Genomic DNA, 26171 nt, shown 5'->3' on the forward strand with positions numbered 1-26171 from the left:
CGTCACCAGGCGCGGACGGAGGGCATACCGCTGCGGCCGTCGGCCGTCGGCTTCACCGCGAGGATCTGGTCGACCCCCATCCGCCCCTCCTCGAAGGCGAGGGCGCCGCCCACGAGGTAGAGCCGCCAGACGCGGGCGACCTCCTCGCCGACCATCTCGACGACGCGGTCCCAGTTCGCCTCGAAGGTGTCGTACCAGGCGTTCACGGTCCACACGTAGTGCTCGCGGAGCGCGTGCACGTCGCGCACCTCGAGGCCGGCCTTCTCGATGAGGTCGACCGTCTCGCCCACGGGCCGCATGTGCATGTCGGGGGCGATGAACGCCTCGATGAAAGGGCCGCCGCCCGGTCGGGTGGTTCGTGACATCTGCTGGATGAGCGCACGGCCGCCCGGGCGCAGCAGCCGCTCGACCTGCCGCGTGAACGTCGGGTAGTTCCTCTGGCCGACGTGCTCACCCATCTCGATGGAGCTCACGGTGTCGAACGGGCCGTCCGGCACGTCGCGGTAGTCCTGCAGCCGGATCTCGACGCGGCCCTCGAGCCCGCGTTCGCGCATGCGCTCGTCGATGAACGCCTTCTGCTCGCTCGAGATCGTGACACCGACGACCTGCGCACCGAACTGCTCGGCGGCGTGGAGGGACAGCGATCCCCAGCCGCAGCCGATGTCGAGGTGCCGACCGCCGGGCTCGATGCCGAGCTTGCGGCACACGAGGTCGAGCTTGTCGCGCTGGGCGTCCTCCACGGTGTAGCCGGCGTCGCTGCTGGTCCAGTAGCCGCAGGAGTACGCCATGTGCGGGTCGAGGATGAGCGCGTAGAAGTCGTTGGAGAGGTTGTAGTGGTGCTCGATGGCGCTGCGGTCGCGGGACTTCGTGTGCAGCCGCCCGCGCAGCCGCGCCTGCGTGACCGGCGGCTCGGGCGGCAGACCGAGCACTCCCAGGTCGAGCGCCGTCCTGATGCCCGTCCTCGCGACCGAGGCCAGGGTCGCCGCCGAGGGACGCCCGCCGGCGAGCGTTCGCGCGGTCGACCACACCCGGCGGAACCCGTCGAGCAGGTCGCCCTCGACGTCGAGCTCGCCCGTGACGTACGCCTGGGCCAGCCCGAGCTCGCCGGGGTGACGCACGAGTCGCCGCAGGGCGGCGGGGTCGCGCAGCACGACCGTGGGCGCGTCGGCCGGGCCCTCGACGCTGCCGTCCCAGGCCCTGAGGCGCACGGGCAGCCGGCCGCCGAACAAGGGGGAGACGACGGATGCCACCCGGGCGGCCACGGCATCGGGTCGAGCGGGTGCCGTCGCCGTCGCCGGGAAGGCCTCGGCGTCTGGGCGGTCGTCGGTCATGGTCATAGCAGGTGGCCTCTCGTAGGGGTCGACGCCAGAGGTTCGGTGCGGCGGGGGCCCCGGATGGGTGGGCCGCTGGGCCATCGGCAGGTCGTGACGAGCGTCAAGGAGATACCCCGACGGCAGCCTCGCGCCGCGCGTCGCCTGCCGCGAAGAGACCGTCGGCCCCGAGCCGGGCCGCGCCGACACCGCCGAAGTACATGTGGGGCCCGGGGTAGCGGTGGGCCGGGAGACCGCTACCAGCAGCGGCCGCGGCGATCTCGTCGGACGGCTCGTGCTCGACCCGTGGCGAGCCGTCGTCGAGGAAACGCACGTGCAGCCGCGGCGCGTCGATCGCCTGCTGGAGGTCGTCGCCCAGCAGCAGGCTGCGCCCCAGCACCTGCATCAGGGCGGTCGTGATGCGGTCGGCGCCGGGGGAGCCCACCGCGAGCGCGGACCCGACCGCGCTGCGGGCGGTCGTCGGCGCCATGTTCGAGGCGAGCCGGGTGCCGGGCGGCACGGCGTGCAGCCCGAGGCGGTTGAGTTCGGGCTCGCCGAGCGCGTTGTTGAGCAGGATGCCGGTGCCGGGGATCACCATGCCGGCTCCATAGCCCGCCGACATCGTTATGGCACAAGCGTTTCCGTGCTCGTCGACGGCGGACACGTGGGCCGTGGAGGCCGACGTCGGCAGGCCCGCGAGGCCGTGGCGCTCGACCGAGGCCAGCAGGGCGTGACCGTCGGCGTCGAGGTCGCGTGACCGGTCGTGCACCGAGAGCCGGTAGGCGAGGACGCGCCGCTGGATGTCGATCACCTCCGCCGAGGTCCACTGCTCGTGGTGAGCGAGCTGTCCGAGCATCGCCGCGAGCATGGGCCCCCCGACCGACGGTGGTGGGTTCAGCGCGACGCTCCAGTCGCCGACCGACCGCATCGTCGGGGTGCGCACGACCGCCTCGTATGCCGTCAGGTCGGCGGCGGTCACGAGGCCACCGTTCGCGGCCATGTCGTCGACGAACACACGTCCGACGGCACCGGTGGTGAAGAGAGACACGCCCTGGACGGCGAGCAGCTCGAGGATGTCGGCGAGGTCGACGTTGAGGCACGTCTCGCCCGGCTGCACGGCGCCGCCGTCTGCGCCGGTGACGAGGGCGTGCGCCTCGGCGTCGTCGCCGAAGAGGGTGTCGCGCACGATGCCGAGGTAGAGCGCCGCCGCCGCACCGATGCGGTAGCCCTCACGGCACGCGCGAGCGGACGGTTCGACGAGCCGCCGCCACGGAAGCACCGCGAACCGGTCGCGCGCGAGCGAGAGTGCTTGCAGGGCGCCGGAGTTCGCGACCGAGCCGTGCCCGGCACCGATGGTCACTCCTCCGCCGTAGTCGGTGTGCACCTGGCGCACGCCCTGACCGAAGGCCGAGGGGTCGAGCCCGCGGCCCGGCATCTCGACGTTGCCGTCGACGACGACGGGATCCGAGCCGGCCGGCCACACGTTGACGTACGCGCCGCCCATGAGGCTGACGACGCCGGGCTCGGTGCTCATCGCACTGAGCGCAGCCGCGATGGCCGCATCGACCGCGTTGCCGCCGTCGGCCGCGGCCTCGAGGCCTGCCTCGAGCGGAGCTGGACCGGTGGCGGCGAGGGCGACCCGTGTCATGACCGCATTCTGCCGGTCGGGCGGCCGTCTGGCGCGGTGTCGACGTGGGGGAGTGTCAGGCCCTGGCGCCGACGAGCTCGGCGGTGGAGGTCCTCGGGTCGGCGCCGGCGGCCTCGCAGAGCGCGTCGAGGGCCGCGGCCACGGCGGGCACCCGCTGCAGGTCGGGGGTCGTGACGGCGAGGATCTGACGGCGCGACGCGGGTGACAGCGGCAGGGTCGCGACCTCGTCGTGCTTGGCTGCGTTGAGGATCAGGTCGGGGACGAGCGCCACACCGAGGCCGGCCGTGACAAGGCCGAGCTGCGCGACGTAGTCCTCCGTCTCGAAGGCGACGTTGGGCCGGAAGCCGGCGGTGTCGGCGAGCGAGAGCAGGTGGCCCCGGCACCGGGGACACCCGGCGATCCACTCGTCACCGGAGAAGTCCGTGAGCACGGCGGCCTCGTCGCCGGCGTGGGGGTGCGCCCCCGGCACGACGAGTCGCACCTCGTCGTCCATGAGGCGTCGGGTGACGAGCAGGGAGAGGTCCTCCTCGAGCTCGCCGAGGTCGCCCCCCTCGTAGGCGAAGGCGACGGCGACGTCGCAGTCACCGTTGCGCAGCGCGGCGAGCGACTCGGGCGGCTCCGCCTCGGTGAAGGTCACCGTGATGTCGGGGTGCTTCGCCTTGAGGATGGCCAGCGTCCTCGGCACGAGGGTCGCCGACGAGCTCGGAAAGGCCTGCAGGCGCACGCGGCCGGCACGGAGCCCGGCGATCGCCGTGATCTCCTCCTCAGCGGCGTCGAGGGCGGCGAGGACACCGACCGCGTGACGCGCCAGGACCTGCCCGGCCTCGGTGAGGCGGACCTGCCGGCCGTAGCGCTCGACGAGCACCGTGCCGGTGCGCTGTTCGAGGCGTCGGACCATCTGGGAGATGGCCGGCTGGGTGAAGCCGAGCGCGTTGGCGGCGCTCGTGAAGCTTCCCTCGTCGGCGATGGCCTTCATGACCCGGAGGCCCGCAGCGTCGATCATGCACCGATCATAACCGGTGATTATGGAATCCCGTGAGTTCCGCGCGATCAGGAAGGGGTCGTGTCGACACGTAGGCTTGCCGGGTGCACCAGCCGACCGGCATACCTTCTCGTGCGACCGCCGCGACGAACGCGACGGGCGCGACCAGCCGACTGTCGACCTCGCGCACGTTGCCGCTCCAGACGCACGACCTCGGCACCTTCGAGGACCTCGTCGACCTCGTCAGCGGCGGAGGCGTGGTCGTCCTCAGCGGCGCGGGCCTCTCCACCGAGTCCGGCATCCCCGACTACCGCGGTCCGGACGGGACCCGCCGCGTCGAGCCGATGACCTACGGCGAGTTCGCGGGCAGCAGCGAGGCGCGCCGACGCTACTGGGCCCGCAGCTACATCGGCTGGCAGCGGTTCAACGCGGCGGCACCGAACGAGGGTCACCGGGTCGTCACCGACCTGCAGCGCGCCGGCTACGTCGGGCCCGTCATCACCCAGAACGTCGACGGCCTCCACCAGGCCGCCGGGGCGACCGACGTCATCGAGCTGCACGGGTCGCTCGAGCGTGCGGTCTGCCTCACCTGCGGCGAGTACACGTCGCGGATCGGCTTGCACGAGAGGATGACCGAGGCCAACCCCGGCTTCATGACCCGCTTTGCCGAGGCGGCAACCTCGTTCGGGTCGCAGTGGGGCGAGCAGGTGCGGCCCGACGGCGACATCGTGCTCGCCGACGCCCTCGTCGAGTCCTTCCACGCGCCGAGATGCCTGGTCTGCGGCAACGACACCGTCAAGCCCGACGTCGTCTTCTTCGGCGAGTCGGTGCCCAGGGCGCTCGTCGAGCGGTGCTTCGGCCTCGTCGAGGCGGCCGGCGCCGTGCTCGTGCTCGGGTCGTCGCTGTCGGTCATGAGCGGCTACCGCTTCGTGCGCCGGGCCCACCAGCGCGACGTGCCCGTCGCCATCGTCACCCGGTCCGCAACCCGGGGCGACGCCGAGGCGACGATCCGCCTCCACGCGCCGCTCGGCGACACCCTCACCGCGCTGCGCGAGGCGCTCGGTCACTGATCGGGGCGACGCCGGTGCCCGCCCGAGGGCGAGCCGAGGTGGTGTGCCGTCCTGCCGGAGGTCGGGACGGGGCCCGACGACGCGCGGCTCTGACGGGCCGGGTCTGGGGGTGCGGGCTCGGCCTCGGCGCTCGAGGTGGCCTACTCGGCGGGGGCGCCGAGGTCGCGGGCCTCGTCGGCCGAGACCTCGCCGAGGTCCCACAGCTCCTTCGTCTGGACGCCCCAGTACGTCGCGAACAGCACGATGACGATGACCTCGGCGACGAGGACGACGTGGGCGAAGCCGGTGACGGTGAGCTTGGCGACGACCGTGGCGGCGAGCGCCAGCGTGAGAGCCAGGGCGATGGCGAGGTAGATGCGGCGGTAGCCGCGGCCGTCGTCGTCGCCGACGGCCCGGTGGCGCTCCACGGTGCGCAGGGCGCTGAGGACCATGACGGCGATGATCCCGGCCACCATGGTGACGGCGGCGATGCCGTGGCTCAGGGCGATGAAGCGGTCGCGCAGGACGAGGAAGAGGGTCAGCTCGACGAGCAGCACGCCGCCGCACGCCAGGGTCACGAGTACCGACCGCGCGGTGGGGCGGGCTGACGCGTCACGCATCATGGCGCCCCGCTTGAGCGCTGCCACGATCACGGCCGCGATGACCGCGACGACCACCAGCGACCAGATGTTGTTGCGCACCGCCGCGGCGATCTCGCTCGGGGTCTGGGCGTACGCGTTCGGGCCGCAGCGGTTGTCGGGCACCGTCGGGACCATGGCGACGACGAACGCCATGAAGCCGGAGAAGTTGAGCAGCACGTCCTCCTCGGAGGAGTGCCCCTTGTAGGCGATGAGGCTGGCGCCCAGCGCGCAGAGTGAGCCGACGAAGACGGTTCTCGCGGGCGTGTAGTAGTAGGCGCTGATCGACCCGAGCCAGCAGCTGTGGTCGGTCTCCCACCACCACTGGTAGGCCACGGACAGCAACAGCATGAGCAGCAGGGCGATCATCGCGCCCCGCAGGTAGCGGTAGGTGTAGACGACGTCGCGGGTGCGCCCGGCTGCCATGGCGGTCTCCTCTGCGGGACTCACGTCCTCAGAGTCTGGCGTCCGCCGCGGCGATGCGCCTGCTGGAAGGGCCGCGGCCGGACCGCCCGTCAGATGCGGCGCAGGACCGCGGTGACCTTGCCGAGGATCGTGGCGTGGTCGCCGTCGATGGGGGAGAAGTCCTCGTTGTGCGGCATCAGCCAGACGTGGCCGTCGACACGCTTGAAGGTCTTGACGGTGGCCTCGTTGTCGAGCATGGCCGCGACGACGTCGCCGTTCTCGGCGTGCTGCTGCTGGCGCACCACGACCCAGTCGCCGTCGCAGATCGCGGCGTCGACCATGGAGTCGCCGTTGACCTTGAGCAGGAAGAGGTCGCCCTCGCCGACGAGCTGCTTGGGCAGCGGGAAGACGTCCTCGACGACCTCCTCGGCGGTGATCGGGACGCCGGCGGCGATCTGCCCCAGCACCGGCACGTAGGAGGCCTCCGGACGGGCGTCCCCCGAGTCGGTCTCGGTGTCGTAGTGGTCGCCGCCGCGGCTCCCGACCTCCTCGGCCGTCGCGTCAGGAGAGACGATCTCGAGGGCGCGGGGGCGGTTGGGGTCGCGCCGCAGGTAGCCCTTGGCCACCAGGGCGTTGAGCTGGTGGGAGACGCTGGAGGGGCTCGCCAACCCGACGGCGTCGCCGATCTCGCGCATGCTCGGCGGGTAGCCCCGGCGGTCGACGGAGTTGCGGATCACCTCGAGCACTCGCCGCTGACGCACGGTCAGTGCGCCGCCGGTCTCGCGATCGGGAAGCTCGGTCACGCCCATGGTGTCCCCTTCGTCGGCTCGTCAGACCGTGCGCTGGACCGGCTTCGTGAGCGGCTCGCGAGCTGCTCGAGGGCCAGTGTCAGTGGTGGCTGGTGAGGTGTGTGGTGTGAGGAAAGAGTACCGAGGTTCGAACACAGTTGCCAAACACCTGTTCGATGCGTGTCTCGACTTCCTCGAACATACGTGCTACAAATCGTACAGACGTTCTATCGAACACGTGTTCGCCAGATCAGGAGCAAGGGGAGGTCACCATGAGCGCCATCGTCCTCGAGACCGTTCGTCAGCCGCAGACCAGTGAGCCGCGGCCCGTCGCGCGCCCGCACCTCGTCCTCGTCCCGACCGGGCGCGAGGCCGTCCGCGCCGCCCGGTCCGCGCGGCCGCCGCTTCGCCTGACCCGCTTCGGTCGTTTCGTCGTCGCGCTGCTGGTCGCAACGGTCGTCTCGCTGCTCGCGGTCGGGCTGGCCGGCCAGCTCGCGTCGGCGTCATCCGGCTCGCGCACCGTCACGGTCACCTCGGGGCAGACGCTGTCGGGCATCGCCGCACACGAGCTGCCGCAGCTGTCCGTCACCGACGGCGTCGTCGAGCTCCAGGTCGCCAACGGCCTCAGCACCACCGAGATCCACGTCGGGCAGCAGCTCGTCATCCCGGGTCGGTGACGCCCGGGCTCTCCAGGATCACCGGGGCTCGAGGTTCATTGCGTATGCCGTGCACTCGCCGTGCGCTCGCCTCGCCCCACCCCATCGGCCGCGTTGGCTCCACCTCCAGCGGCTGGCGGTAGCGGCGCTTCGACCCCGTCGTTCCCGCCCGGACGCCGCACCCCCGAGGAGGGGGTGCGGCGTTCTGCTGTCCACCCGCTCGGTCCATCGGGGCTGTGGATGACGCCGACCGGGTCCGCCACCGGCGACCTAGCGTGGTTGCTCTCGGGAAGGGAGCAGGGGATGAGATACGAGATCGACACCGCGACGCTGCGAGCCAGCGCCGCCACCATCGAGGAGGTCCTGGCCCAGGTGCGCCGGCTCGGGGTCGTCGACGACCTCCGCCCGGTCGGGGCGGCCCTGCCGGGGGGCCGCTGCGCCTCGGGCCTGCCGCAGGTGGCGGCCGCCTGGCAGACGCGCCTCGCGTCGACGCAGTGGGAGCTGCGCGAGCTCGGTCGCTTCGTGAGCCTGGCCGCCGATGGCTACGACGCAGTCGAGCAGGCGGCGCGACAGGTGCTGGGCAGCACTGCGGGCAGCACTGGGGGCAGCGCTGCGGGCAGTACTGGGGGTGGCGCCCGGAGTGGTTTCCCCGGTGTCGTCCGCGGTGGCGCCGACGGCAGCACGTGATGACTGCGGCAGCGATGGGCGGCGGCATCGCCGTGCGCGACATCCGGGCCGGCCGTCCGCAGCTGCTGCTCGAGGTGAGTCGGCGTCTGGAGGCGCGCCGTCGCAGGCTCCTCGTGCTCGCGGAGCTGGTGCTCTGGCGGCGGGCTGCTGCCCCTCGCTGGTCCGGTGCCGGCTCGAGCGCGGCGGCAGACCGCTACGGCACGGTGGTCGCCGGGCTGGGGCAGCTCGCGGGCAGCATCGCGGTGGCAGGCCATGCCCTTGGGCACGCGGCGCAGCGGCTCCAGAGCGCCCTGGATCTCGTGGGGCGCGCGGACCGCCGGGCCGCCGACGAGGGCGCGTGGGTCGACGACGACGGCCGGCTGTTCCTCCCGGTTCGCGCCTCACTCGGCGATGGCGTCGGGGAAGCCCACCGGGCGCGCCTCGACGACCTGCTCAGGGCTGAGGTGGACGCCTGCCTCCAGCAGGCTCGGCGTGCAGCCACGCAGACCGACGAGGAGCTGCACCGGGTGCTCCTGGTCGCCGCCCGCGGAGTGTCCACGGCCGAGCCGGGCGGATCGACGAGGAGCCCGACGACGGCGTCGACGGCCGCGGCGTCCCACGGCTCGCCCGCGTGGGCCGAGGTCGGGGTGGGCGACTGGCCCGTGCCGCCCCCGACCGCTGCAGGGGTGTTCGCCTCGGCGGCGTGGTGGCGGTCCCTGACCGACGAGGAGCGGCGCGCCCTGACTCGTGAGCGGCCCGAGTGGGTCGGTCCTCGTGACGGCGTGCCGGCGGCGGCTCGGCACGAGGCCAACCTGCTGCTCCTCGACCGCGCCGAGCGCACGGCGACCGCCCGCGCGTCGGAGGCGCAGCGCCGAGGCTCACCCTGGAACGCCGAAGAGCGCACGCGGGCGCAGGAGGAGGTGGACGGCATACGGGCGGTGCGTGACGTCCTGAGCCGCCGCGACGGTGGTCCGCGAAGGCTCCTGCTCCTCGACACACAGGAGGCCGACCTCAGGGCTGTCGTCGCCGTGGGCGACGTCGACCGCGCGGAGCACGTCGTCACGTTCGTCGGCGGCCTCTCGACCATGGTCGGCGCCGACCTGCGGCGCTACGACACGACGTTCGCGCGCATGCGCTCAGAGGCGCTGGCGATGGCGCCGGGACAGGACGTCGCCGTCGTCACGTGGATGGGCTACGACGCACCGCAGATGCACGAGATCACGTCGTCGATCGACCGGAACGTCCTCAACCCCAAGCTCGCCCGCGACAGCGCCGGCGCTCTCGCCGGCTTCGTCACCGGACTCGAGGCCGCGCGCGACAGACCCGCCCACCAGACGGTGTGGGCGCACTCCTACGGTGGCACGCTCGCGGGCTTCGCCAGCCTGCACACGAGCGCGATCGACGACGTCGCCGTGTTCGGGGCGCCCGGGCTGCCCTTCACCGACATCGCGCAGACAGCCTTGAAGCCCGGTGGGCTCAACGTGCTCGGCGCGATCGGCGACGACGTCTTCAGCTACGGCTGGATGGTGCACGGCACGCCCCCACAGGAGGTCGGTGGCGCCGTGCGGCTCTCCACGTTCGCACCCAAGCAACCGGGCGTGGGCTGCAACCACTGGCTTCGGCCGCGATCCGCCTTCGTCGACGTCGGCCGCACGTCCGCCGGTCACTCCGACTACCTGAGGGCGGGCACCGACAGCGCACACAACCTCGTCGCCGTCGCGGCCGGGCGCCCCGACCTGCGCATCCTGCAGGGTGCCGACGAGCGGGCCTGCACCACCACCGGGCCGAGCCTCGGGTCCGACCCGTTGCGGTGGCCGAGGCCGCTGCCATGAGCGCGCCGCCAGCGCAGCGCCGCAGGGACATCCTGGTCGGTCGTGCGTGTCTGGGCTGCGCGGTGCTGCAGGCCGTGCCTCCCGTGCTCATCGCCTGGGGCGGCTACGGCGCCGGCGCAGCTGCAGACGCCGCGCTGATCGCCCTGTCCTCACCGGTGTTGCTGGGTGTCGTGGCGTTCGGTGTCGTCGTGGGTCTCGCCCTGGACAGCCCGGGGCTCGAGCCGAGGAGCGACCAGCTGCACGGCCCCGTCGACGAGCGAGGCGCGCGTCCCGTGGACGAGCGTCCCGACGTGGCCCGGCCCCCGTGGCCCGTCCAGTCAGGTGCTCCATCGGGCACGGTCGGGGCGCGGGTGCGCTGGTCGGCCATCGCAACGCTGGTCGAGCTCGCGGTGCTGGCGGCAGCGGTGGTGGTCGACGGCGGCCTGAGGGCGGGCGCCGAGTCGTTCCTCGCAGCGTTGGACGACGGTTCCGCCGTCTGGACGTTCGTGCTCCTGGTCGTCCAGAGCGGCTTCATCGACGCTCGCGCCCCGGTCGCGTTCGCGGTGGCCTGGGTCGTGCTGGCACGAGCGCAGCGACCGCTCAGGCCTGTCGCTGGCTGACCCTCTCGTCGGCTGCCGGCAGCTCGAACCACACGACGGTCCCGGGCTCGTCGAGAGAGCCGATGCCGATGGAGCCCCCGTGGGCCTCGATGATCCGCTTCACCGTGGCCAGCCCGATGCCGCTGCCGTCGACCGACGTCTCGACCCGCCTGAACAGCTCGAACACGCGCTCGCGGTCAGCGGGTGCGATACCGATGCCGTTGTCACGCACGGAGATGCGCCATGCCCTACCGGCGCGCTCTGCGGCGATCCCGATGGCTGGCGGTACGCCGGGCCTGGCGTACTTCACGGCGTTGGAGACCAGATTGAGCAGCACGGAGTAGAGCTGCTGCGCGTCGGAAGGCAGGGTGGGCAGGTCTCCCACCTCGACGGTTGCGCGCCGCGCCGAAAGCGTGGGTTCGAGGTCCTCGAGCACCGAGTCCAGTACCTGGCGCAGGTCGGTCGGGGCCTTGCGCAGGTCGGCGCCGACGCGCGCATGCGCCAGTATCTGCTCGATCATGCCGGCCATGCGGGTGGCGGACCGGAACGCCGTGGCGACGAGTCGCTCGGACCACTGGTCGCCGACGACGGCCGGCTGCTGCCCGAGCATCTCGGTGCTCGCCATGATGGCGGTGAGGGGAGTGCGTAGGTCGTGGCTGACCTGTCCGGCGAAGACCGACAGGGCCTCGTTGGAGCGGTGGAGCTCGTCGCGGGCCTGGGTGAGGGCGGCCAGGGAGTCCTCGAGCTCGCGGCTGCGCAGGCGCAGCTCTAGCACGTCGACGACGCGCTCTGCGATGGCGACCAGAGCGTGCTCCTGCGCCTGGTCGAGCTCGCGAGGCGTGGAGTCGAAGACGCACAGCCGGCCGATGATGACGCCCTCCGGGGTGGTGAGGGGAGCCGAGGCGTAGAACCGGACGTCGCCCAGGATGCCGGTGACGAACGGGTTCTCTCTGAACCGGTCGTCGAGGCTGGCGTTCGGAACCACGACCGGGTCGGTGTGCTCGAGCACGGCGGCACACATCGAGTCCTCCCGCGCGCAGATCGACGGCTCGAAGCCGGTCGTTGCGATCTGTTGCTGCTCGGTCGGGGTGATGAGGTTGATCGCGGCCGTGGGTACGGCGCACAGCTGCGCGGCGATGTCGACGAGTGCCTGCAGCTCGCGGCCCGGCGCTCGGCCGAGAACGTCGTAGCGCCACAGGGCGTCGTCGCGTCGCTGGGCCTGGTCCGGGTTCTCCTCGAGCGCCGTCCGGTTTGTCACGATGCGAAGCCTGCGTCACCGGGGCCGATTTCGGCAAGCACGCCGGGCCGTGTCGGTCACGCGGCTTCCGCAGGGCGCGGCCCCGACGAGGGCTGGCGGTCGCTTCGCGCTCCGTACGGCATACGCTGACAGGCCTCGTGCCCACGTCCCACGGGGGTGCCAGATGGGGGACGTCGGCGGCGGAGGAACCCCTAGATGTTGGGGTGCGGCGACAGATCAGCTGCTGCGACACGCCGGGACGAATGGGGCTGATGTGACGTTTGTGCAGGTCAGCGACACGGCGCGCCGGAGGTTGGCGATTCGCTTGCGATCGGGGTCGCAGCGTGCCTACAGTTACCCCTACATCTAGTAGTTACACAGATGTAAGACGTCCACATGTAGTCCCCAGCGAATCGGGGGTTACACACAGGTCATCCCCATGTCGTCCCCAGGCCCATCCCCAGGCCCGCCAGGTCCCACGAACACCCGGCGCAGTCGAGGACAGGCGAGGACTGCGTACGGGACGGCCGCACCACACTGAACGACACGGTCTCGGGGAAGGGAAGGTGACCGGACGTGCACTGCCCGTTCTGCCGCCACACCGACTCGCGGGTCATCGACTCGCGCACCACCGACGACGGCGCCTGCATCCGGCGCCGGCGCCAGTGCCCGCAGTGCAACCGCCGCTTCACCACGCTCGAGACCTCCAGCCTCAACGTGATCAAGCGGTCGGGCGCCTCCGAGCCGTTCAGCCGGGCCAAGGTCCTCTCCGGTGTGCGCAAGTCGTGCCAGGGCAGGCCCGTCAGCGAGGACGACCTCGCGCTCCTCGCCCAGAAGGTCGAGGAAGCGATCAGGTCGCAGGGAAACGCCGAGATCGAGGCGCACGAGGTCGGCATGGCCGTCCTCGAGCCGCTCCGCGAGCTCGACGAGGTCGCATACCTCAGGTTCGCCAGCGTGTACCAGGCGTGGGAGAGCCTCGAGGACTTCGAGGGAGCCATCGCGCTCCTTCGGGCCGAGCGCGAGGCGCTGGGGGAGGAGTCCGCTGCTCCCTCGCAGCTCGATGCACCGCGGTAACCACCCTCCACGAACATCTGGCACCGACCACTGTCGGTGCCATCAGCAAGACTCAAACCAGAAGCACATCGGTCAGGGAGGCCGCACGAAATGACGGAGATCGGTAACCGCAGCTCACGCTCGAAGGCAAGCGCCAAGGGTGTCAAGATCGAGCGCATCTACACCACGCCCGGCGTGCACCCGTACGACGAGGTGAAGTGGGAGAAGCGCGACGTCGTCCAGCAGAACTGGAAGACCGGCGAAACGATCTTCGAGCAGCGCGGGGTCGAGTTCCCCGACTTCTGGTCGATCAACGCGAGCACCATCGTCACGACGAAGTACTTCCGCGGCGCCGTCGGCACGGCGGCGCGTGAGGTCTCGCTCAAGCAGCTCATCGACCGGGTCGTGCTGACCTACGTCGCGGCCGGCAAGAGCAACGGCTACTTCTCCTCGGCCGCCGACGCCGAGATCTTCGAGCACGAGCTCACGTATGCGCTGCTGCACCAGGTCTTCTCGTTCAACTCGCCGGTGTGGTTCAACGTCGGCACGAAGAGCCCGCAGCAGGTCTCCGCCTGCTTCATCCTGGCCGTCGACGACTCGATGGACTCGATCCTCAACTGGTACAAGGAGGAGGGCAAGATCTTCCAGGGCGGCTCCGGTGCCGGCCTCAACCTCTCGCGCATCCGCTCCTCCAAGGAGCTCCTCTCCTCCGGTGGCACGGCCTCCGGCCCGGTCTCGTTCATGCGCGGCGCCGACGCGTCCGCCGGCACCATCAAGTCGGGCGGCGCCACGCGACGCGCGGCCAAGATGGTCGTGCTCGACGTCGACCACCCCGACATCGAGGAGTTCGTCGAGACGAAGGCGCGCGAGGAGGACAAGATCCGCGCCCTGCGCGACGCCGGCTTCGACATGGACCTCGGCGGCAAGGACATCGTCTCCGTCCAGTACCAGAACGCCAACAACTCGGTCCGCGTCAACGACGAGTTCATGAAGGCCGTCGAGGACGGCACGAACTTCGGGCTGCGCTCGCGCCTCGACGGCAGCGTCATCGAGGAGGTCGACGCCCGCGACCTCTTCGGCAAGATCGCCAAGGCCGCGTGGGAGTGCGCCGACCCCGGCATCCAGTACGACGACACGATCAACGCGTGGCACACGAACCCCGAGACGGGCCGCATCACGGCGTCCAACCCGTGCTCCGAGTACATGTCGCTCGACAACAGCTCGTGCAACCTGGCGTCGCTCAACCTGCTGAAGTTCCTGCGTGACGACGACACGTTCGACGGTGAGACCTTCCAGAAGGTCGCCGAGCTGGTCATCACCGCCATGGACATCTCGATCTGCTTCGCGGACTTCCCGACCGAGCCGATCGGCGAGACCACGCGCAACTACCGCCAGCTCGGCATCGGCTACGCCAACCTCGGCGCGCTGCTCATGGCCACCGGCCACGGCTACGACTCCGAGGGTGGGCGCTCGCTCGCCGCGGCGATCACCTCGCTGCTCACCGGCGCCGCCTACAAGCGTTCCGCCGAGATGGCCCAGGTCGTCGGTGCCTACGCCGGCTACGCCCGCAACGCCGACGCGCACAAGCGGGTCATGCGCAAGCACCAGGCCGCCAACGACAACATCAAGACCCTCGACGCGATGGACTCCGACGTCCACAAGCTCGCGACGAAGGCGTGGGACGACGTCGTCAAGCTCGGTGAGAAGCACGGCTACCGCAACGCGCAGGCGTCGGTGCTCGCCCCCACCGGCACCATCGGCTTCATGATGGACTGCGACACGACCGGCATCGAGCCGGACTTCTCCCTCGTGAAGTTCAAGAAGCTCGTCGGTGGCGGCTCGATGCAGATCGTGAACCTCACGATCCCGCGGGCCCTCAAGAAGCTCGGCTACCAGCAGGAGTCGATCGAGGCCATCGTCGAGTACATCGCCGACAAGGGCCACGTCGTCGACGCGCCCGGCCTCAAGCCGGAGCACTACGAGGTCTTCGACACCGCGATGGGCCAGCGCGCCATCTCCCCGATGGGCCACGTGCGCATGATGGCCGCGACACAGCCGTTCCTCTCCGGTGCCATCTCGAAGACGGTCAACCTGCCCGAGACCGCCACGGTCGAGGAGATCCAGGACGTCTACATGCAGGGCTGGAAGCTCGGCATCAAGGCGCTCGCCGTCTACCGCGACAACTGCAAGGTCGGCCAGCCCCTCTCCGACGGTGGCTCCACCGCCAAGGACGCCGCTGCCGACAAGGCTGCGGCCGCTTCCGAGGTCAAGGTCGAGAAGGTCATCGAGTACCGCCCGGTTCGTCGTCGCCTGCCCAAGCGCCGCACCTCGCAGACCACCTCGTTCGCCGTCGGTGGCGCCGAGGGTTACCTCACCGCCGGCACCTACGAGAACAGCGAGCTCGGCGAGATCTTCCTCAAGTTCGGCAAGCAGGGCTCGACGCTCGCCGGTGTGATGGACGCGTTCTCGATCGCGGTGTCGGTCGGCCTCCAGTACGGTGTGCCGCTCGAGACCTACGTCGAGAAGTTCACCAACCTGCGCTTCGAGCCGGCCGGCATGACCGACGACCCCGACGTGCGCATGGCCCAGTCGCTCATGGACTACGTCTTCCGCCGTCTGGCGCTCGACTACCTCGACTTCGACACCCGCTCGTTCATGGGCATCCACACCGCCGAGGAGCGCGCCCGCCAGGTCGAGACCGGTTCGTACGAAGCCATCGAGTCGAGCGACGACGAGGACGGCGACGAGCTGGCCGATGAGCTCGAGACGCTCCAGCAGTCCACGCCGGTCGCCAAAAAGGAGACGCCGGCGGCGAAGTCGGAGCCCAAGGTCGAGAAGGTCGGTGCCGTCGAGGTGAAGTTCGGTGCCGGCGCTGCCTCTGCTCGTGAGGCCTCGGGCGACGTCCACTCCTCGGCCGAGCTGCTCGAGAAGTTCGGCGGCATCACCGCCGACGCCCCGATCTGCATGACCTGCGGCACGAAGATGCGTCCCGCCGGCTCCTGCTACGTGTGCGAGGGCTGCGGAAGCACCAGCGGCTGCAGCTGAGCCTGACCACCTGAACAACCGAAACGGCCTGGCCCCCAGCGGGGTCAGGCCGTTTCGGCGTCTCGGGCAGAACGGCGGGTCGTACCCTCCGCGGGTGGCGCCCACTCGCCCGCACGGGTGCGCGCTTCCTGTATCAGTGCGCAGTGCATCGGGCACTGCTGACGGAAAGCCCACCTCTGGCTGAGACCCCCACCCCGGCCGGGAGCGAGCCTTCGGCGGCCTGGGTCACTGCGCATCAGGCGCAACAGGGGACGGGCGTCCGGATGTGCGTCAGTGGCCATCTGGGGCGCCTCGGTTGCGGGTTCGGTAAGACGAGCGACTTCCGACGCGCTAACACGTACGCGACTCGCTCACCCAAGCGCTTCGCCGAGTGGTCGTCTGCGGTCGGCCGACCAGCCAAGGAGGAACACATGCGTACCACGGTCTGCCACCGGTCTCGTTCCTCGCACGCGGCGCGACCCAGAACCTGAACGTGACCACAGCGTTCGTGTTGACGGGTGGCGGGAGCCTCGGTGCTGTGCAGGTCGGCATGCTGACCGCCCTGCACGAGCACGGTGTCCGCCCCGACCTGCTCGTCGGCACGTCCGTCGGTGCGGTCAATGCGGCATACCTCGGGGGGCCTGGACGCAGCGCCGACCGACTGCGCACGCTCGCGTCGCTGTGGGAGCGCATGCGTCGGCAGGACGTCTTCGCCGTCGACCTGCGCCGCTGGTTCGGCGCTGTCCGAGGTGCACGCGCCTCGTTCTTCGACGGCGAGGGCCTCGACCAGCTGCTCCGTCGCAACCTCGGCTACGAGCTCCTCGAGCAGGCGCGGATCCCCGTGGAGGTCACCTCGACCGACCTCGTCACCGGACAGGGTCTGGTGCTCGACAGCGGGCCGGTGGTCAGCGCGGTCCGAGCCTCGGCGGCCGTTCCTGGGGTGCTCCCTCCGGTGGCCAGGGACGGCCGCACCCTCGTCGACGGCGCCATCGGCGAGCTCGACCTGCTAGCTCACACCGCGGCCCGCGGCGTGAGCGACATCTACCTCCTCCCGGCCGGCTACCCGTGCGCCGGTGCCCGCCCCACCTCAGCCCTGGGCGCGGCCCTGACGGCGCTCAGCCTCCTGCTGCACCGGCAGCTGATGGCGCAGGTGAACGGCTACCGCGGCGATGCCCGGCTCCACGTCGTCCCGCCGCTGTGCCCGTTGGCGGTGTCTCCGGCCGACTTCACCCAGACGGCGACACTCCTCACCCGGGCACGCGGGACGACCAGTGACTGGCTCGAGGGCCGGCACCGGCTCGAGGACGCGAGCGTCCTGGCGCTCCACGTCCATCACCGTCCGCCGCACACCGCGGCGGAGCGCGCTACCCATCCCGAGGAAGGGCTGATCAGATGAACCCCGCACCCGCGTCCCAGGCCACCGCCCCCACGGCGCACCACCGCACTCGTCCAGCGTGGCGAGGCACCGGAGCAGTCGCTGAACCCGACCTCGAGCGGGCCACGACGGGGGCGCGGATCCTGCTGGAGGCGTTGGGAATCGACTTGGAGAACGAGTCGATGGCGCGAACCCCCGAACGGATGGCCGCCTCGTTCGTCGAGCTGATCACACCGCGCCCCTTCCAGCTGACCACGTTCCCGAACGACGGCGGCTACGACGAGCTCATCGTCGCCCGCAGCATCCCGGTCCGGTCGCTCTGCGAGCACCACATGCTGCCGTTCATCGGCACGGCGCACATCGGGTATCTCCCAGGTGAACGAATCCTGGGCCTTTCGAAGCTGGCCCGGGTTCTCGAGCACTTCTCGTCGCGTCCCCAGGTGCAGGAGCGCCTCACCGTCCAAGTGGCCAACTGGCTGGAGGCGCAGCTCGGACCCGTGGGAGTCGGCGTGGTCATCGAGGCCGAGCACCTCTGCATGACCCTCCGCGGCGTCCAGGCCCCCGGGACCACGACGATCACCTCGAGCCTGCTGGGCGTCCTGCGCGAGGACTCGCGGTCGAGGGCGGAGTTCCTCGCGCTGACGCGTCCTCCGCGCTGACCCGTCCTCCGCGCCGACGCGTCCTCCGCGCCGACGCGTCCTCCGCACTGACGGGTCGTCCGCGCCGACGCATCCTCCGCGCCGAGGCGCCGACGGGTGCAGGATGGGCTGGTCGGGCAGTGTTGCACGCGCGAGAGGACGGACATGGCCACACCGAGTCCTGGCTACTCCATCACCATCCGGGTCGAGTTGCCGGCCGCATCCAACGCCACAGCTGCCCTCACCACCGCGGTGGCCTCCGCGGGAGGGGCGCTCACCGCGCTCGACGTCGCCGAGAGCCGCACCGACCGGCTCGTCGTCGACGTCACGTGTGACACGACGGACGAGGAGCACGGACGGCTGATCACGGACGCCATCGCCGCGATTCCCGGTGCGCTGGTGCGCAAGGTCAGCGACCAGACCTTCCTGCTGCACCTCGGCGGCAAGATCGAGGTCGTTCCCAAGGTGCCGCTGAAGCACCGCGACGATCTCTCCCGTGCCTACACACCGGGGGTTGCCCGCATCTGCCGCGCGATCGCCGAGCATCCCGAGGACGCCCGGCGCCTCACCATCAAACGCAACACAGTGGCCGTCGTCACGGATGGCACGGCCGTACTCGGACTGGGCAACATCGGACCGTTGGCAGCGCTGCCCGTCATGGAGGGAAAGGCCGCGCTGTTCAAGCAGTTCGGGGGAGTCGACGCGTGGCCGGTCTGCCTCGACACGCAGGACTCCGACCAGATCGTCGAGATCGTCCGCGCCATCGCTCCGGTCTACGGGGGCATCAACCTGGAGGACATCTCGGCCCCGCGCTGCTTCGAGATCGAGCGGCGGCTGCGTGAGCTGCTCGACATCCCGGTCTTCCACGACGACCAGCACGGCACGGCGATCGTCGTGCTCGCTGCACTGAAGAACGCGCTCCGTGTCGTCGGCAAGTCGATCGACGACGTGCGCATCGTCGTCTCCGGCGTGGGCGCGGCCGGTCACGCCATCATCCGGCTCCTGCTCAGCCAGGGCGCGACCGACATCGTCGCGGCCGGGCGTGAGGGCGCGGTCCACAACGGCGACAAGGACATGGAGCCCTTTCGCCGGTGGATCGCCGACCACACCAACGCCCGCCGCGAGAGTGGCTCGCTCAGCGAGATCCTCGCTGGCGCGGATGTCTTCATCGGGGTCTCGGCGCCCGACCTGCTGACGGGCGACGACATCGCGACCATGGCCGACGACGCGATCGTCTTCGCACTCGCCAACCCGGTCCCGGAGGTCGACCCCATCGCCGCCGGTGAGCACGCCGCCGTGGTCGCAACCGGCCGCTCCGACCACCCGAACCAGATCAACAACGTGCTGGTGTTCCCGGGCTTCTTCCGTGGCCTGCTCGATGCCGGGGTCTCCGACATCACCGACGACATGATGGTCGCCGCGGCCACGGCGATCGCCGACACGGTCGAGCCCGGCGAGCTCAACGCGAGCTTCATCATCCCCAGCGTCTTCGACTCCACCATCGCCCCTGCGGTGGCCGCGGCCGTATGCCGTGTGGCGGGCACTTCCTGACCGGAGCCCTCACCGGCCGGCTGGGTGCCCGGCCCTGATCCTCGGGGTCGCTCGTCATCGAGGACGAGAAGGGGGCTCGCCGGCCGGCGAGCCCCCTCCCGTCTGTGCCATCGAGCGGCTACCGGATCATCACCGCGGCGTCGACGTCGACGCGAGCGCACTTGGTGCTCGTGGTGCATGCCCCCGGGTTGAGGGTGCTCTTCTTGCCCAGCACCGTGACGGTCACCGTGTGCGAGCCGACCGGGAGCGCGTCACGCGCCCAGACGACCCGGGCCGGTTGCACCGTGCTGGAATAGAGGTCGACCACCTGCGGCGTGCCGCCGTCGACCTGGACCTGGGCGAGGCCACGGTCCGGGCCCAAGGTGCTGACCCAGGCGGCGTTCCCGCTCACGGTGAAGCTCGTCTGCACGATCGTCGCCGTCGCCGAGCCGGCCGCCCAGCGAACGCCGCCACCGTAGGCACCGGTCAGGTTCTCGGCGGTCCAGGTGCCCTTGAACCCGGTGATGGCGTTGTCGTCCGCGGCCACGAGGGTGAACTTCGGCCCCGTGGCCCAGGCGCCGCAGGTGGTGGCGTTGCAGGCCCGGACCTGGAACTGGTAGCCGACGCCCGTGGTCGAGCCCATCCTCAGGCCGACCGTGGTGCTCGTCGCCGAGGGCGCCAGCGTCACCGCGCTGAAGGCACCGAGCGTGCTGGGACCGTTGCCCGTGGCCATCTGGAGCTCGTACCGGCTCGCGCCGCTCCCGCTCCAGCGCAGGTCGACCGGGATGGTGCTGTCGGCGAGGACCGGCTTCACCGTCAAGGTGCTCCCGGCGAGACTCTGCACCGGCGCCGTGGCCGTCGGGGTCGCAGCCACAGGGGTCTGGGCCTTGAGGGCGACCGTCTGGTCGGTGGTGTTGGCCGCGTCGTCGACGAATGCCAGGTAGGCCTGCCGCACGCCGGTCGCACTGGGCTTGAACGAGACCTGGACGGTGACGCTGGCCCCGGGGACCACCGTGGCTCCGGTCGCGTTGTCGACACCCTTGACGAAGTCACCGGGGTTGAGACCGACGATGTAGGCCTTGCCCACCGTCAGCGGCGCGGTGCCGTTGTTGGTCAGGGTCACCGACTGGGCCGCGCTGGTGCTGCCCACCGCAGTGTCGGCGAACGTCGGCGCGGCCGAGACGGCAGCACCGGGCGCAGGTGTCTCCGCGACGTCGGTGCAGCCGGGCAGGCCGGCCGGCCCGCCGACGACCCCGGCGCCGTTCTCGAAGATCGTCTGCTCGTTCCCGACGAGGGGGGTGCGGCCCAGCCACAGGGCCCGCGACTCGGCGCCCACGAAGGCTTGCCCGCTGGTGGAGCTCCCCCCGACTGCACGGGCCAGGTCGTTCGGCGTCTGCACCGTGTACCGGGCCGTCCAGCGGACCGACGTCGCCGAGTCGTACGCCAGCGTCCCGTCGCCGGGTGCCCGCAGGGTGCGGCGACCGTTGAGGTCGAAGGCGTCGCGGTTGGCGATCAGCCGCTGCTCGACCTGGTCGACGGGCAGCTGCTTGCCCGCGGTGTCCTGAGCGGTGCCGTGCACCTCCACCGTGCCGCCACCCGTGACCGGGTCGACCGCCGTGACGATCGGCCGCTCCGCGGTGACGTTGGAGACGGTCGTCTGCTCGGCGACGCCGGTCGACGGGTCCGTGACCCGGATGACGTCTCCGGGCTTCATGTTCGGCGTCCGGCCGATCCAGCAGGCCCCACCGGGGTGGTTCACCTCGACCGTTCCCGTCGCGTCGGAGGACACCGTCGTCGAGGCGAAGGTCGTCCCGTCCGGGTGCACCAGCGCGAAGGTGTAGGGCGTGTTGGGCCGGTAGCCGGTGGCCGAGATGAAGTCTCGGGCCGGGAACCCGATGATGTCGTGCCCCGCCGCGGGCGGGTCGTTGGCGACGACCACGGTGACCGGCGCGGGCTTCGTGAGCGAGCGGTTGCCCGCGGAGTCGACCGCGTCGACGGTGTACGCGTAGGTGCCCGCCGGCAGGTTGACGTCGAGGAAGGAGAGCGACGGCGCGTTGACGTCAGCCACCTTGGTGCCGTTGCGGTAGACGCCGTAGCCGGAGACGCCGACCGCGTCGGTCGCCGCGTTCCACTGCACCAGCACGTTGCTGCCGTGGATGTCGGGGTTGTTGCCGGCCTTGAGGCCGGGCACCTCGGACGGTGGCGTGGTGTCAGGTGCCGGTGTGACCGTCGCGGTCGCCGGCGGGGTGCTCTGCGCCGACCGGTTGCCCACGGCGTCGGCGGCGTCCACGGTGTAGCCGTAGGAGCCCGGGCTGACGGCGGTGTCCGTGTAGGAGGTGGCCGTGCCGGCCAGGTCGGCCAGCTGGACGCCGTCACGGTAGACGCGGTACGCGGTCACACCGACGTCGTCGGTCGACGCGTTCCAGGTGATGGCGACGTCGGAACCGGTGACCTTGGCGGTGACGGCTCCGGGCACGGTGGGCTTGGTGACGTCCTGCTGGGTCACTGCTGCCGCATCGCTCGGCGCGGACACGTTGCCGTAGGGGTTCCCGATGCCGGCCCCCACCTTCTCGACGTCGGTGACACCCGGTCCGAGCGGGCTGGCGTCGTCGAACGCCTTGACCGTGAAGCGGTGCGCGCCCGCTGCCACGTTCGTGAGCGCGTACGACGTGGGCACGGTGAACGTGCTCGTGCTGTCGCCCGCGGTTGCGAAGCTGCCGCCCACCTTCGCGACGGGCACCCCGTTGTCGAGGACCTGGTAGCCGGCGACGTACCAGTCGTCTGTCGAGGCCGTCCAGGACAGCGTCAGGTCGGACGCTCCGGTCTGGGTGGCGGTCAGGCCCGTCGGCGCCGAGGGCGCCGCACTGTCGGGCCGCTCGAGCGGTGCGGTGCAGAAGGCGGCGACCGGACCCGGCGGGTCGGCGAGGCCGACCTCGAAGATGGTCAGCTCCTGGCCCGACAGGGGATTGGCGCCGAGCCACAGCACGCGGGACTCCGAACCGGCGAAGGTGCGACCGGTCAGGCTCGTACCTCCGGCGGCGCGGTACACGTCGTCGGACGACAGGCCGCTGTAGGTCGCTGTCCACTTCTCCCCGGTCGGGTTGCCCGTGGTGTCGTAGGTCATGGTGCCGCTGCCCGGGGCGCGGAGGGTGCGCTTGCCGGTCAGGTCGAAGGCGTCCCGGTTGGCGACCAGGCGCTGCTCGACGTTGGCCAAGGCGATCGGCTTGCCGTCCGGGCCGACAGCGGTGCCGTGGATCTCCACCACGCCGTCCCGCGCGGTCGCGCTGCTGGCCGGCTTCACGATCGAGACCCTGGTCGCCGTGACGTCGGAGGTGCGGGTCTGGTCGATGGTCCGGACCACCCCGTTGGCGTAGGCGACGGTGCGCACGACGTCACCCGGGCGCAGCTCGGGGGTGATGCCCTCCCAGCAGCCACCACCGGGGTGGTTCACCTCGACGAGCCCGTCGAAGCCGGGAGTGCGCTCGTCGTCCTGCGGGACCTGACCGGTGGCGCTGCTGATGACCTTGCCGCTGCGGATGACGTAGATGTTGACGAGGTCCGTGGGCTCGAAACCTGCCGGCGAGACGAAGTCGCGCGAGGGGAAGGAGATGATCGACACGGGTGACGACGGTGGCTCGTTGACCGGCACAGCCGGCGCCGGGGCACCAGTGGTCGTCGCGGTGGCGCCCGACGACTCCGCGGAGCGGTTACCCGCCGCGTCACCGGCGTCGAGGGTGTACGTGTAGGTGCCCGGGGGGACATTCTTGTCCACGAACGTCGTCGGCGCCGGAGCCGTGCCGTCGGGGTTCTGCACCGTCGCGATGGCTGTGCCGTCGCGGAAGACGCCGTAGTCGACGACTCCGACGTCGTCGGACGACGCCGACCAGCCGAGCGTGACCGTGTTGTTGTCGCTGACCGTCGCCGTCACGCTCGACGGGGCGGACGGGGCGGACACGTCGCCGCCGGGCGGGGGCGGGATCTTCTCCAGCGGCGCGGTGCACGGCGCCGCCGGTCCGGCGACGATGCCGGCGCCGTTCTCGAAGATGGTGGACTCCACGGCGGGGGCGATCGCCTTGCCCAGCCACAGGCCGCGGGACTCGGCACCGAGCGCCATGGTCACATCGGCCGGGGCGAGGCCGGTGTAGGTGGCCGTCCACGCGTTTCCGGTGGCGCTGTCGTAGGTGAGCAGGCCTCCACCCTTGACAGGTGCCACGGAGGCGGCACGCAGGGTGCGCGACCCGCTGGCCAGGAAGAGCTGCCGGTTGGCGACCAGGCGCTGCTCGATCTCGGCCACGGGGATCTGGGACCCGTCGGCCAGCGCCGCGGTGCCGTGGACCACGACCGTGTCAGGAGCAGTCTGGACGGGGCGGGCGGCCGTCACGTTCGCCACCGTGGTCTGGTCGGTGACGCCGTCCGCGTCGTCGACGATCCGGACCTTGTCGCCGGGCCGGATGTCTGGCGTGAGGCCCGCCCAGCAGTACCCGCCGGGGTGGTTGACCTCGACGAGCCCGTCGAAGCCCGCGGTCCGCGGGTCGTCCTGCGGCACGAGGCCGGATCCCGCGGTGACCACGACACCGCTGGGGTGCAGGAGGTCCACCGTGTAGGTGTGGCCTTCCGCGAAGCCGCTGGCGGACACGAAGTCGCGCTGGGGGAAGGCGATGACGGAGTGGCCGCCCGTCGGCGGCTCGTTGACGACGCCGGGCGCGGTGCCGGGCACCGCTGCCTGCGCCACCCCGACTCCCAGGGCCGAGAGCCCGCCGGCCGTGATCAGCATCGCGACGGCGCCGGCCGCGACGGCCTGCCGGGCGCGCCGGGCACCCGGGCCGTGCGGGGCACCGGGTCTGGGAGCAGAGGCGGACGAGGGACACGTGGGGGATGCGGGGTCCGCTGCGGCGCGCGCGAACCAGTGTGACGTGGCCATGGTGGCCTCCAGTGCTCTTCTTCACCGCGCGCAGGTGCGCGTGGACCATGCGGTGAAGGGTATGCACCGGGCCGAGGGCCCCGAAGCCACTGTTGAGGGGCTCAAAGCCCCCAAAATTAAGGGGCGGGAACGGCTTGACGCCGGCCCGGCCCGGGAGGCCGCGCACCGGTCAGCCGGCGCGAGAGCTGCCCCGAACCTCAGGCCGCCCTGCGGTCCCGCGAGCCGGCACTGACGACGGTGCCGTCGCGGACGACGTCGTCGCTGTCGACACGCGCGCCGTCCCAGATGTGGGCGTGGCTGCCGATCTTGACGCGCGCCCCGATCTTGGCGTCACGCCCGACGACGGCTCCGGCACCGACGTGCACGGTCGAGCCGATGACGGCGTGTGGGTGCACGACAGCCTCCCGGTCCACCCACGCGCCCTTGCCGATGCGGGCTCCGGCTCCGACGACCGCGTCGCGGTCGACGTACGCAGATGGCCCGATGTATGCGGTCGGGTCGACGTGGGCGTGCGACTCCACGAAGCCGCCGCCGTTCTCGTGGCGGACGTAGCGCAGCATCGTGCCGTTGTCCTCTTCGAACTCCTCATACTTCCTCTGCCGCATCGGGTGCACCCCCTTCAGGTCCAGGCGTGGACACTCTGTCCACGCGTCACTCAGCTGATCAACGTTCAAGTGAACATGAAGATTCCACCGAGGCCAGCAGCGTTGCCGCTGGTCTCACCGCAACGTCTGTACCCGCCCGGACAGTTCCTTCGACACCCGTCTCACCACCCGATTTGCCCACTGCGTCCTCACGCACAGGGCGGCATACGGTGGGGGAATGAACTTCCGATACCTGGGTAACAGCGGACTCAAGATCTCCGAGATCACCTACGGCAACTGGCTCACCCACGGCTCGCAGGTCGAGAACGACGTCGCGACGCAGTGCGTCCGCGCCGCGCTCGAGGCGGGCATCAGCACCTTCGACACCGCCGACGTCTACGCCAACACCAAGGCCGAGACGGTGCTCGGCGAGGCCCTCAAGGGCGAGCGGCGCGAGAGCCTGGAGGTCTTCACCAAGGTCTACTGGCCCACCGGCCCGGGCGGCAAGAACGACACCGGGCTGTCCCGCAAGCACATCATGGAGTCGATCAACGGCTCCCTGCAGCGACTCCAGACCGACTACGTCGACCTCTACCAGGCCCACCGCTACGACACCGAGACTCCGCTCGAGGAGACCATGCAGGCGTTCGCCGACGTCGTGCGCCAGGGCAAGGCGCTCTACATCGGCGTCAGCGAGTGGACCGCTGACCAGATCCGCGAAGGCGTCGCTCTCGCAAAGGAACTGGGCTTCCAGCTCATCTCGAGCCAGCCGCAGTACTCCATGCTGTGGCGCGTCATCGAGGGCGAGGTCGTGCCGACGTGCGAGGAGCTCGGCGTGAGCCAGATCGTGTGGAGCCCTATCGCCCAGGGTGTGCTCACCGGCAAGTACCAGCCCGGCCAGCAGCCTCCGGAGGGCTCGCGCGCCGCCGACGAGAAGGGCGGTGCGGACATGATCAAGCGCTTCATGAACGACGAGGTGCTCACGCGCGTCCAGGGCCTCAAGCCGGTCGCCGAGGAGGCGGGCCTCACGATGGCTCAGCTCGCGGTCGCGTGGGTGCTCCAGAACCCCAATGTCGCCGCGGCTCTCGTGGGCGCGTCGCGTCCCGAGCAGGTGGCCGAGAACGTCAAGGCCGCCGGAGTGAAGCTCGAGCCCGAGCTGATGAAGAAGATCGACGACGTCCTGGGCGACGTCGTCGAGCGCGACCCCGGCAAGACGACCGAGACGGCACCGCAGCAGCGCGTCGCCTGAGGTCTCCC

Annotated in this window: 19 protein-coding genes; 11 read left to right on the forward strand and 8 right to left on the reverse strand. The window is 71.0% G+C overall.

Translation table 11 applies throughout. From position 1 onward, the window contains the following. Positions 1-2 precede the first annotated feature (2 nt). The 3 genes from ACFQ2V_RS14640 to ACFQ2V_RS14650 all read right to left on the reverse strand — a co-directional run bounded on the left by ACFQ2V_RS14640 (position 3) and on the right by ACFQ2V_RS14650 (position 3961). A complete protein-coding gene (locus ACFQ2V_RS14640; RefSeq protein ID WP_386053580.1) occupies positions 3-1337 on the reverse strand; it encodes a class I SAM-dependent methyltransferase in 1335 nt (444 codons plus the stop codon). A 97-nt stretch (positions 1338-1434) separates the two neighbouring features. After that, positions 1435-2958, reverse strand: coding sequence for a gamma-glutamyltransferase (locus tag ACFQ2V_RS14645; RefSeq protein ID WP_386053581.1), 1524 nt, complete (start codon positions 2956-2958; stop codon positions 1435-1437). A 55-nt stretch (positions 2959-3013) separates the two neighbouring features. Then, positions 3014-3961, reverse strand: coding sequence for a LysR family transcriptional regulator (locus ACFQ2V_RS14650; RefSeq protein ID WP_386053582.1), 948 nt, complete (start codon positions 3959-3961; stop codon positions 3014-3016). A gap of 83 nt (positions 3962-4044) precedes the next feature. Here ACFQ2V_RS14650 and ACFQ2V_RS14655 point away from each other — a divergent pair, with 83 nt between their 5' ends. Further along, positions 4045-5010 carry a Sir2 family NAD-dependent protein deacetylase gene (locus tag ACFQ2V_RS14655; RefSeq protein ID WP_386053583.1) on the forward strand — a complete coding sequence of 322 codons (966 nt, stop codon included), beginning with the start codon at positions 4045-4047 and terminating at the stop codon, positions 5008-5010. 140 nt (positions 5011-5150) lie between these two features. Here the strand turns inward: ACFQ2V_RS14655 and ACFQ2V_RS14660 are convergent, their stop codons facing one another. Together ACFQ2V_RS14660 and lexA are read right to left on the reverse strand one after the other, a co-directional pair. Then, entirely contained in the window at positions 5151-6053 is a 903-nt protein-coding gene (locus ACFQ2V_RS14660; RefSeq protein ID WP_386053584.1) for a hypothetical protein, read from the reverse strand. Between the two features lie 89 nt (positions 6054-6142). Next, complete coding sequence (lexA, locus tag ACFQ2V_RS14665; protein ID WP_386053585.1) at positions 6143-6841, reverse strand: transcriptional repressor LexA; 699 nt, start codon at positions 6839-6841, stop codon at positions 6143-6145. Positions 6842-7092: 251 nt separating this feature from the next. On the opposite strand from lexA, the gene ACFQ2V_RS14670 reads away from it, so the two are divergent. The 4 genes from ACFQ2V_RS14670 to ACFQ2V_RS14685 all read left to right on the forward strand — a co-directional run bounded on the left by ACFQ2V_RS14670 (position 7093) and on the right by ACFQ2V_RS14685 (position 10573). Continuing rightward, positions 7093-7497, forward strand: coding sequence for a LysM peptidoglycan-binding domain-containing protein (locus ACFQ2V_RS14670; protein WP_386053586.1), 405 nt, complete (start codon positions 7093-7095; stop codon positions 7495-7497). 282 nt (positions 7498-7779) lie between these two features. Further along, complete coding sequence (locus tag ACFQ2V_RS14675; protein ID WP_386053587.1) at positions 7780-8163, forward strand: hypothetical protein; 384 nt, start codon at positions 7780-7782, stop codon at positions 8161-8163. After that, the gene (locus ACFQ2V_RS14680; RefSeq protein WP_386053588.1) at positions 8163-9974 is read left to right on the forward strand and encodes an alpha/beta hydrolase; all 1812 of its coding nucleotides are present in this window, start codon (positions 8163-8165) and stop codon (positions 9972-9974) included. Before ACFQ2V_RS14675 ends, ACFQ2V_RS14680 begins: the two co-directional genes overlap by 1 nt. After that, positions 9971-10573 carry a hypothetical protein gene (locus ACFQ2V_RS14685; protein ID WP_386053589.1) on the forward strand — a complete coding sequence of 201 codons (603 nt, stop codon included), beginning with the start codon at positions 9971-9973 and terminating at the stop codon, positions 10571-10573. Before ACFQ2V_RS14680 ends, ACFQ2V_RS14685 begins: the two co-directional genes overlap by 4 nt. Here ACFQ2V_RS14685 and ACFQ2V_RS14690 read toward each other — a convergent pair. Next, on the reverse strand, positions 10554-11810 hold the full coding sequence (locus tag ACFQ2V_RS14690) for a sensor histidine kinase (protein ID WP_386053590.1): 1257 nt from the start codon (positions 11808-11810) through the stop codon (positions 10554-10556). The two genes, ACFQ2V_RS14685 and ACFQ2V_RS14690, sit on opposite strands and share 20 nt — an antisense overlap. Positions 11811-12365: 555 nt before the next feature. On the opposite strand from ACFQ2V_RS14690, the gene nrdR reads away from it, so the two are divergent. From nrdR to ACFQ2V_RS14715, 5 genes are all read left to right on the forward strand, one after another. Further along, a complete protein-coding gene (nrdR, locus tag ACFQ2V_RS14695) occupies positions 12366-12863 on the forward strand; it encodes a transcriptional regulator NrdR (protein ID WP_386053591.1) in 498 nt (165 codons plus the stop codon). A 90-nt stretch (positions 12864-12953) separates the two neighbouring features. Next, positions 12954-15887, forward strand: a complete 2934-nt coding sequence (locus ACFQ2V_RS14700) for a vitamin B12-dependent ribonucleotide reductase (RefSeq protein ID WP_386053592.1) — start codon at positions 12954-12956, stop codon at positions 15885-15887. Between the two features lie 472 nt (positions 15888-16359). Further along, on the forward strand, positions 16360-17262 hold the full coding sequence (locus ACFQ2V_RS14705; protein ID WP_386053593.1) for a patatin-like phospholipase family protein: 903 nt from the start codon (positions 16360-16362) through the stop codon (positions 17260-17262). Next, the gene (gene folE, locus ACFQ2V_RS14710) at positions 17259-17900 is read left to right on the forward strand and encodes a GTP cyclohydrolase I FolE (protein WP_386053594.1); all 642 of its coding nucleotides are present in this window, start codon (positions 17259-17261) and stop codon (positions 17898-17900) included. Before ACFQ2V_RS14705 ends, folE begins: the two co-directional genes overlap by 4 nt. 144 nt (positions 17901-18044) lie before the next feature. Then, positions 18045-19430 (forward strand): NAD-dependent malic enzyme, encoded by a 1386-nt coding sequence (locus tag ACFQ2V_RS14715; protein ID WP_386053595.1) that lies wholly within the window; start codon positions 18045-18047, stop codon positions 19428-19430. A gap of 118 nt (positions 19431-19548) precedes the next feature. Here ACFQ2V_RS14715 and ACFQ2V_RS14720 read toward each other — a convergent pair whose 3' ends face one another. Then, entirely contained in the window at positions 19549-24330 is a 4782-nt protein-coding gene (locus tag ACFQ2V_RS14720; RefSeq protein WP_386053596.1) for a choice-of-anchor D domain-containing protein, read from the reverse strand. Between the two features lie 197 nt (positions 24331-24527). Continuing rightward, complete coding sequence (locus ACFQ2V_RS14725; protein WP_386053597.1) at positions 24528-24935, reverse strand: transferase; 408 nt, start codon at positions 24933-24935, stop codon at positions 24528-24530. 217 nt (positions 24936-25152) lie between these two features. On the opposite strand from ACFQ2V_RS14725, the gene ACFQ2V_RS14730 reads away from it, so the two are divergent. Next, positions 25153-26163, forward strand: coding sequence for an aldo/keto reductase family protein (locus ACFQ2V_RS14730; protein ID WP_386053598.1), 1011 nt, complete (start codon positions 25153-25155; stop codon positions 26161-26163). The last annotated feature ends 8 nt before the right edge of the window (positions 26164-26171 follow it).

Origin of the sequence: Terrabacter terrigena (assembly GCF_042676085.1) — a bacterium.
Lineage (GTDB): Bacteria > Actinomycetota > Actinomycetes > Actinomycetales > Dermatophilaceae > Terrabacter > Terrabacter terrigena.

Excerpts from the sequence above, each read along its gene's own strand:
- ACFQ2V_RS14640 (WP_386053580.1), bottom strand. The coding sequence starts at position 1,337 with ATGACCATGACCGACGACCGCCCAGACGCCGAGGCCTTCCCGGCGACG.
- ACFQ2V_RS14645 (WP_386053581.1), bottom strand. The coding sequence starts at position 2,958 with ATGACACGGGTCGCCCTCGCCGCCACCGGTCCAGCTCCGCTCGAGGCA.
- ACFQ2V_RS14650 (WP_386053582.1), bottom strand. The coding sequence starts at position 3,961 with ATGATCGACGCTGCGGGCCTCCGGGTCATGAAGGCCATCGCCGACGAG.
- ACFQ2V_RS14660 (WP_386053584.1), bottom strand. The coding sequence starts at position 6,053 with ATGGCAGCCGGGCGCACCCGCGACGTCGTCTACACCTACCGCTACCTG.
- lexA (WP_386053585.1), bottom strand. The coding sequence starts at position 6,841 with ATGGGCGTGACCGAGCTTCCCGATCGCGAGACCGGCGGCGCACTGACC.
- ACFQ2V_RS14670 (WP_386053586.1), top strand. The coding sequence starts at position 7,093 with ATGAGCGCCATCGTCCTCGAGACCGTTCGTCAGCCGCAGACCAGTGAG.
- ACFQ2V_RS14675 (WP_386053587.1), top strand. The coding sequence starts at position 7,780 with ATGAGATACGAGATCGACACCGCGACGCTGCGAGCCAGCGCCGCCACC.
- ACFQ2V_RS14680 (WP_386053588.1), top strand. The coding sequence starts at position 8,163 with ATGACTGCGGCAGCGATGGGCGGCGGCATCGCCGTGCGCGACATCCGG.
- ACFQ2V_RS14685 (WP_386053589.1), top strand. The coding sequence starts at position 9,971 with ATGAGCGCGCCGCCAGCGCAGCGCCGCAGGGACATCCTGGTCGGTCGT.
- ACFQ2V_RS14700 (WP_386053592.1), top strand. The coding sequence starts at position 12,954 with ATGACGGAGATCGGTAACCGCAGCTCACGCTCGAAGGCAAGCGCCAAG.
- folE (WP_386053594.1), top strand. The coding sequence starts at position 17,259 with ATGAACCCCGCACCCGCGTCCCAGGCCACCGCCCCCACGGCGCACCAC.
- ACFQ2V_RS14715 (WP_386053595.1), top strand. The coding sequence starts at position 18,045 with ATGGCCACACCGAGTCCTGGCTACTCCATCACCATCCGGGTCGAGTTG.
- ACFQ2V_RS14720 (WP_386053596.1), bottom strand. The coding sequence starts at position 24,330 with ATGGCCACGTCACACTGGTTCGCGCGCGCCGCAGCGGACCCCGCATCC.
- ACFQ2V_RS14725 (WP_386053597.1), bottom strand. The coding sequence starts at position 24,935 with ATGCGGCAGAGGAAGTATGAGGAGTTCGAAGAGGACAACGGCACGATG.
- ACFQ2V_RS14730 (WP_386053598.1), top strand. The coding sequence starts at position 25,153 with ATGAACTTCCGATACCTGGGTAACAGCGGACTCAAGATCTCCGAGATC.